Source organism: Gilliamella sp. X-60 (assembly GCF_057063585.1).
In genome coordinates this window covers 1-15,010 of the sequence record NZ_JBXSQJ010000004.1, presented here as the reverse complement: position 1 = coordinate 15,010, position 15,010 = coordinate 1, and the positions used below count along the sequence as shown (strand labels likewise).

15 protein-coding genes and 1 other RNA gene are annotated in these 15,010 nt (G+C 34.3%); 3 read left to right on the top strand and 13 right to left on the bottom strand.

The window, feature by feature from the left end:
• Nucleotides 1–23: 23 nt before the first annotated feature.
• Nucleotides 24–1,139: a phage/plasmid replication domain-containing protein gene (locus ACYIAM_RS03230; protein ID WP_483747220.1), complete on the bottom strand. Its 1,116-nt coding sequence runs from the start codon at nucleotides 1,137–1,139 to the stop codon at nucleotides 24–26.
• A 161-nt stretch (nucleotides 1,140–1,300) separates the two neighbouring features.
• Here ACYIAM_RS03230 and ACYIAM_RS03225 point away from each other — a divergent pair, with 161 nt between their 5' ends.
• Both ACYIAM_RS03225 and ACYIAM_RS03220 read left to right on the top strand, forming a co-directional pair.
• Nucleotides 1,301–1,483, top strand: coding sequence for a hypothetical protein (locus tag ACYIAM_RS03225; RefSeq protein ID WP_483747219.1), 183 nt, complete (start codon nucleotides 1,301–1,303; stop codon nucleotides 1,481–1,483).
• A gap of 170 nt (nucleotides 1,484–1,653) precedes the next feature.
• Nucleotides 1,654–1,956 carry a hypothetical protein gene (locus ACYIAM_RS03220; protein WP_483747218.1) on the top strand — a complete coding sequence of 101 codons (303 nt, stop codon included), beginning with the start codon at nucleotides 1,654–1,656 and terminating at the stop codon, nucleotides 1,954–1,956.
• 418 nt (nucleotides 1,957–2,374) lie between these two features.
• On the opposite strand, the gene ACYIAM_RS03215 is transcribed toward ACYIAM_RS03220, so the two are convergent.
• The 11 genes from ACYIAM_RS03215 to thrS all read right to left on the bottom strand — a co-directional run bounded on the left by ACYIAM_RS03215 (nucleotide 2,375) and on the right by thrS (nucleotide 13,947).
• Nucleotides 2,375–3,211, bottom strand: a complete 837-nt coding sequence (locus ACYIAM_RS03215) for a phage/plasmid replication protein, II/X family (RefSeq protein ID WP_483747217.1) — start codon at nucleotides 3,209–3,211, stop codon at nucleotides 2,375–2,377.
• Between the two features lie 258 nt (nucleotides 3,212–3,469).
• Entirely contained in the window at nucleotides 3,470–5,407 is a 1,938-nt protein-coding gene (locus ACYIAM_RS03210) for a peptidase U32 family protein (RefSeq protein WP_483747216.1), read from the bottom strand.
• A 138-nt stretch (nucleotides 5,408–5,545) separates the two neighbouring features.
• A complete protein-coding gene (gene htpX, locus ACYIAM_RS03205) occupies nucleotides 5,546–6,415 on the bottom strand; it encodes a protease HtpX (protein ID WP_174797408.1) in 870 nt (289 codons plus the stop codon).
• Between the two features lie 243 nt (nucleotides 6,416–6,658).
• Nucleotides 6,659–6,754: signal recognition particle sRNA small type (gene ffs, locus ACYIAM_RS03200), an RNA gene on the bottom strand.
• 137 nt (nucleotides 6,755–6,891) lie between these two features.
• On the bottom strand, nucleotides 6,892–7,185 hold the full coding sequence (locus ACYIAM_RS03195; RefSeq protein WP_065637551.1) for an integration host factor subunit alpha: 294 nt from the start codon (nucleotides 7,183–7,185) through the stop codon (nucleotides 6,892–6,894).
• A 5-nt stretch (nucleotides 7,186–7,190) separates the two neighbouring features.
• Entirely contained in the window at nucleotides 7,191–9,578 is a 2,388-nt protein-coding gene (gene pheT / locus ACYIAM_RS03190) for a phenylalanine--tRNA ligase subunit beta (RefSeq protein ID WP_483747215.1), read from the bottom strand.
• 16 nt (nucleotides 9,579–9,594) lie between these two features.
• On the bottom strand, nucleotides 9,595–10,578 hold the full coding sequence (gene pheS, locus ACYIAM_RS03185) for a phenylalanine--tRNA ligase subunit alpha (RefSeq protein WP_483747214.1): 984 nt from the start codon (nucleotides 10,576–10,578) through the stop codon (nucleotides 9,595–9,597).
• A gap of 210 nt (nucleotides 10,579–10,788) precedes the next feature.
• Nucleotides 10,789–11,142, bottom strand: coding sequence for a 50S ribosomal protein L20 (gene rplT / locus ACYIAM_RS03180; RefSeq protein ID WP_024496189.1), 354 nt, complete (start codon nucleotides 11,140–11,142; stop codon nucleotides 10,789–10,791).
• Between the two features lie 30 nt (nucleotides 11,143–11,172).
• A complete protein-coding gene (gene rpmI, locus ACYIAM_RS03175; protein WP_034945602.1) occupies nucleotides 11,173–11,370 on the bottom strand; it encodes a 50S ribosomal protein L35 in 198 nt (65 codons plus the stop codon).
• Between the two features lie 84 nt (nucleotides 11,371–11,454).
• On the bottom strand, nucleotides 11,455–11,994 hold the full coding sequence (gene infC, locus ACYIAM_RS03170; RefSeq protein ID WP_065587350.1) for a translation initiation factor IF-3: 540 nt from the start codon (nucleotides 11,992–11,994) through the stop codon (nucleotides 11,455–11,457).
• A gap of 27 nt (nucleotides 11,995–12,021) precedes the next feature.
• Nucleotides 12,022–13,947 (bottom strand): threonine--tRNA ligase, encoded by a 1,926-nt coding sequence (gene thrS / locus ACYIAM_RS03165; RefSeq protein ID WP_174797411.1) that lies wholly within the window; start codon nucleotides 13,945–13,947, stop codon nucleotides 12,022–12,024.
• Between the two features lie 254 nt (nucleotides 13,948–14,201).
• Between thrS and ACYIAM_RS03160 the strand changes: the two genes are divergently transcribed.
• On the top strand, nucleotides 14,202–14,648 hold the full coding sequence (locus ACYIAM_RS03160) for a YaiI/YqxD family protein (protein ID WP_174797412.1): 447 nt from the start codon (nucleotides 14,202–14,204) through the stop codon (nucleotides 14,646–14,648).
• 183 nt (nucleotides 14,649–14,831) lie between these two features.
• Here the strand turns inward: ACYIAM_RS03160 and ACYIAM_RS03155 are convergent.
• Nucleotides 14,832–15,010, bottom strand: a 179-nt coding sequence (locus ACYIAM_RS03155; protein WP_141672912.1) for an integrase core domain-containing protein, incomplete at its 5' end; no start/stop codon positions are given.

Below are 15,010 nucleotides of genomic sequence, written 5' to 3'. Positions count from 1 at the left end.
TTCTGTAGATGCAACCAACAAAATCATGACGCTAATTTAAAAATTTGCGGCATCTTATACCAATCAGGGATCCGACAATCCGCAACTTCCACTTTCCTTATTTCTTTAACCGTCACTGGACTAAACTTAGCTAAGTTACAACGTTGTGCTATATCGATGCCGATTTTTCGTAATCTTGCTCTGTGTATTTGCACCTGAGATTTTTCAAAATTAAACGTTTGTCCATGCATCCATTGAATGGCATACATAGCGGTCGTATTAGCTGCTCGTGTAGTATCAACCACACCGCATCTTATCAATCGTTCGCTGATAGTTTCAAAATCCATAGCATTCACCGATAGCTTCTTATCTAAGTTTAAAAATTCATCATGTAGTTTATTTAATCGTGTATAGTCTGATAATCCCCAGTAATGTAAATTCTCTCGTTTTAAAAATCGGGATTTTAATTTTTGTTCAAATCGTACTACACCGTTATTTTTACAATATTCTATTACGTCAATTAAGTATTTAAATTCTATTGAGTTTTCACCAAATTTATTTTTAATTTTTGTTATGCTGTGTAATTCAAGTTCATGGGCTTTATTGTAGACAGTTGGATAAATCAGATGTGCATTACCATTTTTTGATAGCCAATCCACAGATTGACCGTTACTGTGTAATCGTGGGACACTGTAACGATAGTTTAAAGTCGATAACCCTGTTAAATAATCATTAACGTTGCCTGCGCCAACCGTTTTATTTGATGTGATATGCAGTTCTTTTATAATTGCTCCGTCAGAAAAAGTTTCTATTTTTGAACCATTAGGTTGTCTAAACTGCAATTTAGTGCATTTTGTAAATACGGGTAAATTAAGTTCAGTTAAAATTTTGTTGTAAACATCAACACAATTATCAACAGAACGTAAACCGAACAGATTCTCTATACGTCCCCACCGAGAAGGATTTCCCGACATTTTTAATACCGAGCCAGAAATCTTAATCAGAACAGAATCACAAAATGAACCAGAATGCTTATAAGCAGGTTGAGATAAAGAGCTCGCTTCCCCTGTTTCTAAAAATATGCGTTGATAAGCAACATCCCCAATAAGCGGGAGTTGATGACCAAAATCCTGTTCTATTGCCAACCAGTCCAAAAACATAAATTTTATTATTCTCTCGAAAGATTTCTTAGAATCTGAGAAATTATTTTATAGATGGATTCTAATTTCTTAGATTCTAATTTGTCAAGAAAAACATTAATCAGAATAACAGATCAGAATAACAGAAATGATAAAATTAAATTTTAAAGTTGGAGGTAAAAATGCCCAGCAAACATATAGACGATATAACGTGGAAAAAAATACAAGATGAAACAGTAAAAGCCGTCGTATTAACTAAAACATCATTAAAAGATACTGAAATATTAAAAATATTAATAAAAAAAGGTATAGAAAATATAACAGATGAAGACTATATAAAATTAGCAAGCAAAAAAAATAAATAACCATGGTAAACCATGGTAAAGTTCGGGTGTCTCGGGTGTCACTGAACATCCGAACTTAAAACTTAATTGGCGTAAAAAGTGGTTGTATAAATAACAAGCTATTTGTAACATGTTGTTACAAAGTTGAACTATTTCTATATTAATCAAAATGAATATAAGGATAAATAATTATGAATATAATAACCGCAGACACTTTGCCTAATAATATGAGAATAAAAGAAATTCACGGTATTATTGAAACAACGTACCCAATTGAAATATCAAAAAAAGGATTTATTAGAGGTCTTGTAGAACGCAATAAAAATGAACATCAAGAGGCTTATGATAATTTTGTTAATTCAGCCAAAGAGTTAGGTAACGGTAATACCATATATGGCGTAAAAATATCAACAGCAATTGGATCCTTTTCAAACGGTACATTTCTTTATATAACTTATTATGGAACAATTGCTACCACAGAAATCATTGAGTAATAAATATTAATTCGCATAATGACGTTATGCTAAATTCTTGATTGTTAGCCGACTGAGTCGGCCAACATTTTACAATCTGCGACTTCAACATAACGCATTTTACATTACGCGCACCAAGATAAACGTACGTGAATTCTGTAGATACAACCAACAAAATCATGTCGTCAATTTAAATTCACTTAATCATTAAACAGCTTTTAGATATTCCAAATTTTTAATATCATCATAAAATGAAATCGGTTCAACATATCAGTCTGGACGCTGACGACCAAAGTCGATATTAATAACCCTACATAAAGGAATTACGTTATTTTTGAATATGAGATTTTCCCAGCTCTAGTAATAGTAAAATAACTATCATTTAATAATGTTCGTATACGTTTATCATCATAAATATTCATTTCTGCGCCTTTAACTGCTATAATGCTGTCTGCCATAATTCTTTAATAATATTAATGCCATTGTTTTGTTTATCTTGTTGATATTTAATAAATTTAAATAAATTTCCGGGTATATTATGCTTTTCTAAATAACTATGCTTTAACCGTGCTTCAAATCTAACGCATTTTTTAGCCCAATTAATTAACTCGGGATTTGATAAGATTTTGATTTTTCGTTGTAATAAATGATCTTGCGGTTTAGATAATGATAATTTTTCTAATTCTGATAATTGATTGATGACTTCGTAAAATTTAAGATAAACTTTCAATGACTTAAGTTGACTACCTGTATTCCATTCAACAGTAGTTTGATATTCTCTGTTATAACGTGATTTTTTTGTTTGACCGCTAGTAACATTTTTCAATGAATCAATCACTTGTTGAGCTATTAGCTCATTATCAACATGAGCTGAATAAGTAACATCAATCCAGTCCAAATTTGTATTAGAAATATCTAATAAATCAAAAAGTTTAGGCATACCATATGCTAAACCGCTCAATAATTCAGTTGCACATAATTCTAAATTTTCAGAACCAAAAACATTGTGACCTTGTAACAATTTAGCAGGACTCGCCTTTATCTCGACACAAGGCTTCATAGTTATAGAGCCAGCATGAATTTTCACCGCTAAACTACCGAAACTCGACGGCAAAGATTCAAAAGGATGATTAAGATCTCGAACTTGCAAATCACCATTGATGCAAAACTCAACAGTACGAGCACCAAGTGCGCAACCCGACAGCTTACAAATTTCCATCAAATCGACATATTGCCCATAACGACCACCGATATCATCATGCGATTTTGTTTGCAAAACAAACCGCCATTACTGACTAGGATTACCCGATATTTTCAACGCTGAACTGGTAATTACGAATGCTAACTCAATGGTATTTTTTGTTTTAATTAATAAATGATTTATATCTTTCAAAAACTAATTTGTGGAAAAATTATCGCCCTCACCTTTACACAATAAAAAACATTAAATATCAAAATGTTAAAGTAAAAATAATGTATATTATGTTAAATAACGTGCATTATTGCGAACTTTCCGCTACTACTTTTAGATACTTTAATTTTTTGTCATAAAAATAACATCGCTACCAGGAAGAGGCATTTTTAGAATGTGTTTTTTGATTTTACCCCAAACTTGCATTTCACAAGCTTTACAATTAAACTTTAATAGTAATTCTTCATTATTTTGAATCAATTTCATTGGTGTAACTTTGGTTTTAACTCCCTGAATCCCTTTTGCTTGTTTTGGACACAAATTAAAAGCAAATCGTAAGCAATGTTTCGTTATCATTAATGGTGCATCATCTTTAACTTCATGAGCTTCATAGGCACTTTCGATTAACTCAACGCCATGTTGTGTATAAAATTCTCTTGCTTTATGATTATAAACGTTGGCTAAAAAGCTTAAATGATTTTCAGGATAAATTGGAGCTGGCTTCTGCTCAGGTTTACGTTTTTCGGGATGATAATTCGCTAATCTTGTGGCAGTCAATTTATCAATAGCATCCCGTCTAAATTGGTTTAATTGGCTACTTGGAATGAAATAAATTTTCGATAGATTTACATCAAAATCAGTTAAATAATATATAGATTGACCTAGTTTAGATAAATTATCTCTAATATTTAATAATGATTTATTTGGTTGTTCTGCAAGATCGAATGAGCTAGTTAGTTTTAATTTAACACAAATCCCCTCTTCGCTTTTTGCTTTTAGCTCAATACCATTTTCGATATCATATAGTTCAAATGACACACCAATTCTGCGGTTACTTGATTCTTTTAATAAATTTTGTTGCCACACGTGATCAAGATTTCGATTAACCACATAAGGTAATTTAACTGAAAAAAGTAGTTTAGGAATTTCATTTGGGTAAATTCGGTATTGATTGACCGAAAGTTTTTCTACCTTATTGGCTCTGAATCCAAAAATCTCTCGTTTTATCAGTACATTTAAACCATCTCCGTTAGCTAACATTTTCTCGGATTTAATATCGATGGTTTTAGGCGTAATTCTGATTATCTCTCCAACTTGCAAACCAATAAATTTAGGTGAATTGAAAGCGCCTATATTTGGTTTTCTTCCGTGCAGAAAATAATCTGTACTTCCTCGATGAAATGTTCGGTTAGGATCAGGTGTAAAAAAGTGTTCTGTTCGACCGCTTGAAGCAGGTTGTAAATCTGATGATTGAGTTAAAATATTATCTATTTTTTGACGATAAAAAGCGGTAATATTTTTGACATAACTTAAATCTTTGTAACGTCCTTCTATTTTGAAAGATCTCACACCGGCTTGAATTAATTCGTTCAAATTATCCGATTGATTATTATCTTTCATTGATAATAAATGTTTTTCGTAAGCAACAATACGGCCTTGATCATCTTTTAAGGTAAAAGGAAGCCGACAAGCTTGGGAACAATCTCCCCGATTCGCACTACGCCCTGTTTGTGCATGAGAGATATAACACTGTCCCGAAAATGCCACACAAAGTGCACCATGTATAAAAAACTCTATTTTTGCATCAATCTGCTCATTAATTTTGCTTATCTCAGCTAAATTAAGTTCACGAGCCAATACTATTTGTGAAAAACCAACATCAGACAAGAATTTGGCTTTTTCAGGTGTTCTAATATCCATTTGAGTGCTAGCATGTAAATCTATGGGTGGAATATCCATATTTAAAATACCCATATCTTGCACAATTAACGCATCAATACCCGCATCATAAAACTGCCATATAAGTTGTCTTGCTGGTTCAAGTTCGTTATCGTGAAGAATGGTATTTAAGGTTACAAACACTTTTGCATAATAACGATGAGCAAATTCAACTAACTGAGCAATATCGCTAACGGAATTACCTGCATTATGCCTAGCACCAAAGCTCGGTCCACCAATATACACGGCATCTGCGCCATGTAAAATGGCTTGCTGAGCAATTTCAATATTTTTAGCGGGGCTAAGTAATTCTAATTTATTATTGGCACTATGATATAGCATGATGAACTCTTAAAAAATGTAAATTTTTGATAGTTTAATCTTTATTTGACAAGCATTATTGTTAATTCCCTAATGCTTGTCAAAAAGTTTCAGGTAAGTATACGTTTGCGTATAAATATTGTTATAGCTTAGCTAACGTTAACTTTGGTAAGTATTGTTCCGTAAGGCTTCTATACGTTTTTCTAAGGGAGGATGAGACATAAATAATTCTGAAAATTTCGCTTTTTTAGCACCATTAATACAAAATGCTAAAATTGAAGTATCTTCGTTTGGCTCATAGCTAGTTTTGAGTTTTTCTAAAGCGGCAATCATTTTTGTGCTTCCAACCAATTTAGCCGAACCAGCATCAGCGTGAAACTCTCGATAACGAGAAAACCACATTGCGATAAGACTAGCTAAAATACCAAAGACCGTTTCAAATACCATAACTATTATAAAATATGTTAATTGTGATAAGCCGCGATTGCGATCATCTAGTGCTTGAGCTACAACAGACGCTAAAGTTCGTGAAATAAAAATAACAAAAGTATTCAGTACACCTTGTAATAAAGTCATTGTAACCATATCACCGTTTGCGACATGACTCATTTCATGGCCAATCACTGCTTCAGCTTCATCTTGGGTCATCGTATTTAATAAACCTGAACTTACCGCAACAAGAGAGCTATTTTTAGTTGCACCAGTCGCAAAAGCATTAACGTCTTGAGCATCATAAATAGCAACATCTGGCATTTTTATATTAAGTTCTGTTGATAAGCGACGAACAATATCAATTAACCATTGTTCTTGACTATTACTAGGTTGAGTTATGATTTGTCCCCCTACTGACCGCAAAGCCATTCGCTTAGACAATAGAAGGGATATAAAAGATCCTCCAAAACCAAAGATTGCTGCAAAAATAAGTAATCCTAAGGTACTATGTGAATCAACACCTAAAATACTTAGAATAATTCCAAATACTAACATAACCGCTAAGTTAGTTAGAATAAATAATCCAACTCGCATCATAATTTTTCTCTTTTTATATATTACATGTATTTCAAATTCTTAATGATTAAATTAAATTGCAATATCATGAATTTTAATTAATAACACACTGCTTATGATCGCAAAAATACAGCCTAGATACAACTATCAATATAAGTATATTTTGAGGAATATGCGATATTTGCTTGTTTGTTAAACATAAAGCAAATTAAATATTTTATAACATAATGAAGTAAATAACCGATGAGAAAGTACTGGAGGAGACTCTATCAGCCACATCCCACACACATGCTTTTTACTTTGGCTGCTTCCTTCCGGACCTGACCTGATGAGCAAAAAAATGTTGCAAGAGGACCCATAGAGCCTCCATTGGAGGTATTATTATGCTTTATTTAAGAAACTAATACAACTATTTTTATCAAAAATTACTACGCCCTTCTAATATATTCAATAAAAGAAAGGCATTATATTGCAAAAGTAGGATCAAAACTTAGCAACTAGATAACTAAATTTTTTTCTACACGCTCTCTAAATTTAATTCCAGGTCTAAATGTAACAACTCGACGAGCAGAGATATCCACACTTTCGCCTGTCTTTGGATTACGTCCTGGACGTGAATTCTTATCACGTACTGCAAAATTACCAAATCCAGATAATTTTACGGGCTCTCCTTTTTCTAAAGCCACTCGGATCTCTTCAAAAAAGAGTTCAACAAGGACTTTAGCTTCTTGACGATCAATGTTAAATTTTTCGGCAAGACGATCTGCAATATCAGCTTTAGTTAATGTCATAGTTATTATTCTCTTAATAGGGCTTCAAAACGATTTTGTAAAGCAGTGACGCACTTACTTACAATGTTTGTTATATCTTCTTCTTCAAGTGTACGCGATTTATCTTGCAAAATCAAACTGATAGCAAGACTTTTTTGATCTTCCTTGATATTTTCGCCTTGATAAACATCAAACAGATTAACTTTTATAAGTTGCTCACCACCAGCTTGCTTACACTCAGAAATAATATCTGCTACTGGAATTGTATTTGATACAACAATAGCTATATCCCGTTTGTTCGATGGATACTTTGATAAATCTTGAGCAACAGGTACTTTCTTGCTACCAATTTTAGCTAAATTTATTTCAAAAACAAGCGTTTTACTATTTAAAGATAATTTTTTTTCAATTTCTGGATGTAAGACACCAAAATAGCCTACTATATCATCATTTAAATAAATATCTGCACTCTGTCCTGGATGTAAGGTAGTAAGCTGCGATTTCTTAAATTGCACTTTATCCGCACAGCCTAAAAGTGAAAAAATTGACTCAATATCACCTTTAAGATCGTAGAAATCCACGTGCTTTTTCGGAAGCTGCCAGTGTTCTTCGTACAAACTACCTGTAACGATACCAGATAACATCAGTTCTTGGTGTACACCTAATTCACATTTTTCATCTGGTATAAAACGTAGACCTGTTTCAAATAACCGTATACGTGCTTGCTGACGATTTTGGTTGTATAATACCGCGTCTAATAACCCAGACCATAGTGATAAACGCATGACTGACATTTCACTTGAAATCGGGTTAGGTAGCTTGATTCCAGGCTGTTCAGGATGAAGAATTTGCTGAACTTTTGGATCAACAAAGCTATATGTAACAGCTTCTTGATACCCTTTATCAACCAATAAGTCTTTTACTCTTCGTAATGATATTTGACTTTCTGGTTTTGGTCTCATTACTGATTCAATCTTCAGGTTAGCATTTGGGATATTGTTATATCCGTAGATTCGAGCTATTTCTTCAACTAGATCTTCTTCAATTTGTAAATCAAAACGCCAACTTGGTGATTTTACAACCCACACATTCTCTTTGTATTCAACTTCACAACCGAGTCTAACTAAAATATCAGTGATCTTTTGTGTTTCGATTGTATAACCAATAATACGATCAATTTTATTGCGACGTAACTGGATAGTTGCTTGTACAGGAAGTTCTTCTTTATGCGTTACATCAATAATTGGACCAGCTTCACCACCACAGATATCAATTAATAATTTGCTAGCTCGTTCCATTGCTACAAATTGTAGAGATGGGTCGACTCCACGCTCATAACGGTGTGACGCTTCTGTATGTAAACCATATTCACGAGCTTTACCTGTTATTGCTAATGGATTAAAAAACGCAGATTCAAGAAACACATCTTTAGTCGATTGCGTTACGCCTGATTTTTCACCCCCCATGATTCCTGCTAATGCTAAGATTTTTTGGTGATCAGCAATAACTAAGGTTTTATCATTAAGTTTAACTTCATTACCATTAAGTAAAACAAGTTTCTCCTCTTTTTGGGCATAACGAACAACAATCCCCTTCTCTATTTCAGCCAAATCGAACGCATGCATTGGATGACCAAGTTCTAATAATACATAGTTGGTAATATCAACGATTGCATCAATAGAGCGGATTCCACCACGGCGTAGTTTTTCTTTCATCCATAATGGCGTTGGGGCATTAACGTTGATGCCTTTAATTACACGACCTAAATAACGTGGTGCTGCTTTCGGTTCATCTATCTGGATTGGTAATGTATCATTAATTGTTGCAGATACACTATCAACTTTTAGTTCTTTCATAGCAATATTGTTAACTGCGGAAATATCTCTGGCAATGCCAACAGTTCCAAAACAATCCGCTCGATTTGGTGTAACACTAATATCTATTATAACGTCATTAAGGTTTAAATATTCACGAATATCCATGCCTAAAGGTGCATCATCTGGCAACTCAATGATCCCATTATGATCATCCGAAATTCCCAATTCAGAATAAGAACAAAGCATTCCTTCCGAAGGTTCGCCTCGTAATTTAGCCGCTTTAATTTTAAAATCGCCAGGTAATACTGCCCCCACTGTTGCACAAGCAACAGTTAAACCTTGACGGCAATTTGGCGCACCACAAACAATATCAAGTAGTTCGGCTTTACCTATATCAACTTTTGTTACGCGAAGTTTATCTGCATTCGGATGTTGCATACATTCAACAACTTTACCGACAACTACTCCAGTAAAATCGCCCGCTACTTTTTCGACATCCTCGACTTCTAAACCAGCCATTGTCAATTGATTGGCAAGCGTTTCGCTACTAATTTCTGGATTGATCCATTCACGTAGCCAATTTTCACTAAATTTCATGTTTTGATCTCCAGAATTAATTAAATTGCTTTAAGAAACGTAAGTCATTTTCAAAAAAAGAACGCAAATCAGTGACACCGTAACGTAGCATGGTTAATCGCTCTATACCCATACCAAAAGCAAAACCACTATAGATTTCAGGATCAATGCCTACATTACGTAATACATTAGGATGTACCATTCCACAACCTAACACTTCTAACCATTTACCGTTTTTAGCTTTAATATCAACTTCAGCTGAAGGTTCTGTAAATGGGAAATAGGCTGGTCTAAAACGAATTTCCATATTATCTTCAAAAAAACAATGAAGAAAATCGTGTAATAACCCTTTTAAATGTGTAAAACTGATATCCTTATCAACCAGTAAGCCTTCCATTTGGTGGAACATAGGCGTATGAGTCTGATCATAATCATTGCGATAAGTTCTACCTGGTGCAATGATTCGGATTGGGGGTTTTTGGTTTTCCATGGTGCGAATTTGCACAGTTGACGTCTGTGTTCTTAATAATCGTTTTGCATCAAACCAAAATGTATCGTGATCAGCACGCGCAGGATGATGAGCCGGAATATTCAGTGCATCAAAATTATGGTAGTCATCTTCAATTTCTGGACCTGTTTCAACAACAAAACCCAACTCACCAAAAAAATCAACTAATCGATTAATTGTTTTTGTGACTGGATGTAATCCACCTAATTCAAGTGTTTTACCTGGCAAAGTGATATCTATTGTTTCGTTTGCCAGCTTTGCATCAAGAGCCTGACGCTCTAAAAGATTGCGCTTTTGATTTAATATTTCAATGACTTCTTGTTTTGCCTCATTGATTTTTTGACCGACAGCCGGACGCTCATCGGCAGGAACATCGCGTAATGAAGCCATTTGCATTGTAAAATAGCCTTTTTTACCAAAATATTCCACACGAATTTGTTCGATCGTATTAATGTCATTAGCACTTTCAATAGCGGATTTGGCATTATTAACCAGTTCAACTAATTGAGACATACAGTTCTCCTGCTTATTGTTCATTGCATAAAAAAAGCCTCTTTTGAGGCTTTTATAATCATTTTTCGTTTTTTCTTTGCCTCAGGAATTTATATTGCAACAGAAACCAAAAAAGAAACGAAAAATAACTATCTTCATAATTAATTTACTCTTCAAAAATATCAAAATTAAAATGATAAAAGCCGAGATAACTCGGCTTTTATCAAGTCATTATAGCGCTGCTTTTGCTTTTTCAACTAATGCAGCAAATGCATTTTTGTCAAATACAGCAATGTCAGCAAGGATCTTACGATCAATTTCAATTGATGCTTTCTTTAAACCATTGATAAAACGGCTATAAGAAAGACCACATTGACGAGCTGCAGCATTAATACGAACAATCCATAATTGACGGAATTGGCGTTTACGTTGACGACGGTCACGGTAAGCATATTGTCCAGCTTTAATTACAGCTTGGAAAGCAACACGATATACACGTGAACGAGCTCCATAATAACCTTTTGCTTGTTTTAAAATTTTCTTGTGACGTGCACGAGCAATAACACCACGTTTAACACGAGCCATAAACTATATCCTCTAAATAATTAACCAAAATTAAGCGTATGGAACACACGCAGTAACTAAACCTAAATCGCCTTTTGACACAGTCGTCAAACCACGTAAATGACGTTTACGTTTAGTTGATTTTTTAGTTAGGATATGGCTTTTGTTAGCTTGCTTATGCTTAAAGCCACCAGAAGCTGTTTTTTTAAAGCGCTTTGCTGCGCCTTTTACAGTTTTAATTTTAGGCATTTTATTAATTTCCACTTCGCATTGTTAATAAAAATAAAATAATGGTGTAATTTTCAATAAATCGAAAACTAGCTTGTCAAACCATTATTTCTTCTTCGGCGCAAGTACCATAATCATTTGCCGACCTTCAATCTTAGTTGGATAAGACTCAATGATCGCCAAATCAGCTAAGTCTTCTTTAATGCGATCAAGCATTTCAGAACCTAACTGTTGGTGAGCCATTTCACGACCACGAAAACGTAATGTGACTTTAGCTTTATCGCCATCTTCAAGAAAGCGAATCAGGCTGCGGAGTTTTACCTGATAGTCGCCTTCGTCTGTACCAGGTCGGAACTTAATTTCCTTAACCTGAACAACCTTTTGCTTTTTCTTCTGCTCTTTTGTTGCTTTACTCTTTTCATAGAGGAACTTGCCATAATCCATAATTCGACAAACAGGTGGCTCTGCATTAGGGCTTATTTCAACTAAATCTAAAGTTGCCTCTTCAGCTTGTTTTAAAGCTTCATCTAAGCTTACTATACCGAGCTGCTCACCATCGACGCCGGTTAATCTCACCTCACGAGCGGTAATTTCATCGTTAATCTTATGTGCTCGTGTTGACTGAATTCGTTTACTGACTTTAATATCTCATTCCTCCAAATTAATTTATCATTAATTCATTTGTTCTAATGAACGACTATGAATTTCGTTAAGCAACAATTCTATAACATGTTTCACTTCAAAGCTACCAAGATCTTTACCTTGGCGAGTTCGAACTGAAATTGTTCCTGATTCCATTTCTTTGTCTCCACAAACAAACATATAAGGAACACGTTTAAGAGTATGCTCGCGAATTTTAAACCCTATTTTCTCATTTCTCAAGTCCGCTTTTGCTCTAATGCCAACTTTTTGTAGTTGCGCGGTTAATTGTTTTGCATATTCAGCTTGATTATCGGTAATATTAATTACTGCAACTTGCAATGGAGCAAGCCATGTAGGAAAAAATCCTGCGCAGTTTTCTGTTAAGATTCCCATAAAGCGCTCCATTGAACCTAAAATAGCTCTATGAATCATAACGGGAACATGACGTTCGTTGTCTTCACCAACATAAGTTGCATCTAAACGTTCTGGTAGCATAAAGTCTAATTGAACAGTACCACATTGCCATGCACGCCCTAGACAGTCATGTAGAGTAAACTCGATTTTTGGTCCATAAAAGGCACCCTCACCTGGTAGGTATTCAAAATCAATGCCGTTTTCAGTTAAACATTCGGCCAAATCTTTTTCTGCAAGATCCCATGTTTCATCTTTACCGATTCGTTTTTCTGGACGAGTGGATAACTTAACAGTAATATCTGTAAAACCGAAAGTACTATAAGTATCATAAACCATTTTGATACAACTATTAACTTCACTGCGAATTTGACTTTCAGTACAAAAAATATGTGCATCATCTTGGGTGAAACCTCGAACACGCATCAATCCGTGTAAAGATCCAGATGGCTCGTTTCGATGACAGCTACCAAATTCCGCCATACGTAATGGTAAATCACGATAAGATTTTAAACCTTGATTAAAAATCTGTACGTGCCCTGGACAGTTCATTGGCTTAATACAATATTCACGATTTTCAGATGAAGTGACAAACATTAACTCTTTATAATTACCCCAATGCCCTGTTTTTTCCCACAAAACACGATCCATCATAAACGGACCTTTGACTTCTTGATAATCGTACTCTTTTAATTTAGTGCGAACAAAAACCTCAAGTTCACGGAAGATAATCCATCCATCATTATGCCAAAATACCATACCGGGTGCTTCTTCTTGCATATGATAAAGATCAAGCTGTTTACCTATTTTACGGTGATCACGTTTAGCCGCTTCTTCTAAAAATTGTAAATAGCTATCAAGTTGTTTTTTATCTGCCCATGCTGTTCCATAAATGCGTTGTAACATTTTATTGTCACTATTACCACGCCAATAAGCACCTGCAACTTTTTGCAATTTAAAATGGTGGCAAAAACGCATATTAGGAACATGTGGTCCACGACACATATCAATATATTCTTCGTGGTGATAAAGTGCTGGTTTTGAATCTTTAGGGATATTCTCATCCAAGATAGCAATTTTATATGGTTCACGTCGCTCCCAAAATACTTCTCTAGCTCGTTCCCAACTAACGACTTCTTTTTTTACTTCATAATCTTTTTTAGCCAATTCATGCATGCGTTTTTCTAATGCATCAAGATCTTCCTGCGTTAATGAGTGATCTAAATCAACGTCATAATAAAAGCCATTATCAATTGTTGGACCGATTGCCATTTGTGTATCAGGCCATAATTGCTTAATCGCATGACCTAATAAATGCGCACAAGAATGGCGTATAATTTCAAGTCCATCTTCGTCTTTAGTAGTAATGATGGCTAATGTTGCATCTTGCTCAATGATATCAGAGGCATCTTTACGCTCACCATTTACACGTCCAGCTATACAAGCTTTTGCCAGCCCTGCACCAATACTTTGTGCAACTTCTAAAACGGTAACGGGTTTATCAAATTGGCGTTGACTTCCATCAGGAAGAGTAATAATTGGCATAATAAATCCTTATAACAGTGGTGCGCCACACGAAAGCGCACTTGCGTACATAAATAAATTGGTCGGATATATTACCACTTATCATCAAAATTTTAAATAGAAAGAATCAGTTTATATCAACATAAATAAATTCATAAAATAGAATAAACTGCTGGTTTACCTAAAATATTTTCACAAAAAATGAATAGCACTTTTCCCCTAATAACAGCTATAATTGCTAGCAATTGATATTTTATAATATAGACATACTTGTTATGAACATTTGGATTGATGCCGATGCATGCCCAAACCCAATTAAAGAGATTTTATATCGAGTAGCTAACCGGAAAGCAATTAATGTTGTATTAATTGCTAATCAGCGGCTATATCCCCCCTCCTCGCCTTATATTAAAAGCTTGCAAGTTGAAAAAGGATTTGATGTTGCAGACAATAAAATTATTGAGTTGGTTAAAAAAAATGATTTAGTCATTACGTCTGACATTCCACTTGCATCAGAGATTTTAAATAAAGGTGCTTTAGTCCTCACACCACGAGGAGAACAATATACACTTGATACAATTAAAGAACGATTAACTATGCGAGATTTTATGGAAACGATGCGAGCTAGCGGAATACAGTCTAAAGGTCCTTCTCCTTTTTCAAACAGAGATAGAGAAAAGTTTGCTAATCAGCTTGATATTCTAATATGTAGGATCGTTTAAACTTTTGTTTTCTATCTTTTGAATCTTCGAATATTTACTCATCATGCTACATCTTTATAAATGTCTGTATTACTTTCTCGTCTTTTCCATATGTTTGTTGGTAAATAGAGTTCGTGAATTTTTGATTAATGCGAGGGTTAATATGTAAATACTCCAAACTTAGTACAAGATTCAAGTAGAAAATCATGCTGCTTGTTTTAGTGTTTTATACTCAATCGGTGTCATGTTATTTAATGCCTCATGCGGTCTTTCGGTATTATAAATCGTTAACCATTCTTCGGTTATTCTCCTTGCTTGTGCTAAGTTGTTAAAAAGATATAAATCGAGTACTTCAGTACGATAGGTACGATTAAATCGTTCAA

What these genes read in the sequence shown, in the direction of transcription:
- ACYIAM_RS03230 (WP_483747220.1), bottom strand. Translation starts at nt 1,139, where the DNA reads ATGTTTTTGGACTGGTTGGCAATAGAACAGGATTTTGGTCATCAACTC.
- ACYIAM_RS03225 (WP_483747219.1), top strand. Translation starts at nt 1,301, where the DNA reads ATGCCCAGCAAACATATAGACGATATAACGTGGAAAAAAATACAAGAT.
- ACYIAM_RS03220 (WP_483747218.1), top strand. Translation starts at nt 1,654, where the DNA reads ATGAATATAATAACCGCAGACACTTTGCCTAATAATATGAGAATAAAA.
- ACYIAM_RS03210 (WP_483747216.1), bottom strand. Translation starts at nt 5,407, where the DNA reads ATGCTATATCATAGTGCCAATAATAAATTAGAATTACTTAGCCCCGCT.
- htpX (WP_174797408.1), bottom strand. Translation starts at nt 6,415, where the DNA reads ATGATGCGAGTTGGATTATTTATTCTAACTAACTTAGCGGTTATGTTA.
- ACYIAM_RS03195 (WP_065637551.1), bottom strand. Translation starts at nt 7,185, where the DNA reads ATGACATTAACTAAAGCTGATATTGCAGATCGTCTTGCCGAAAAATTT.
- pheT (WP_483747215.1), bottom strand. Translation starts at nt 9,578, where the DNA reads ATGAAATTTAGTGAAAATTGGCTACGTGAATGGATCAATCCAGAAATT.
- pheS (WP_483747214.1), bottom strand. Translation starts at nt 10,578, where the DNA reads ATGTCTCAATTAGTTGAACTGGTTAATAATGCCAAATCCGCTATTGAA.
- rplT (WP_024496189.1), bottom strand. Translation starts at nt 11,142, where the DNA reads ATGGCTCGTGTTAAACGTGGTGTTATTGCTCGTGCACGTCACAAGAAA.
- rpmI (WP_034945602.1), bottom strand. Translation starts at nt 11,370, where the DNA reads ATGCCTAAAATTAAAACTGTAAAAGGCGCAGCAAAGCGCTTTAAAAAA.
- thrS (WP_174797411.1), bottom strand. Translation starts at nt 13,947, where the DNA reads ATGCCAATTATTACTCTTCCTGATGGAAGTCAACGCCAATTTGATAAA.
- ACYIAM_RS03160 (WP_174797412.1), top strand. Translation starts at nt 14,202, where the DNA reads ATGAACATTTGGATTGATGCCGATGCATGCCCAAACCCAATTAAAGAG.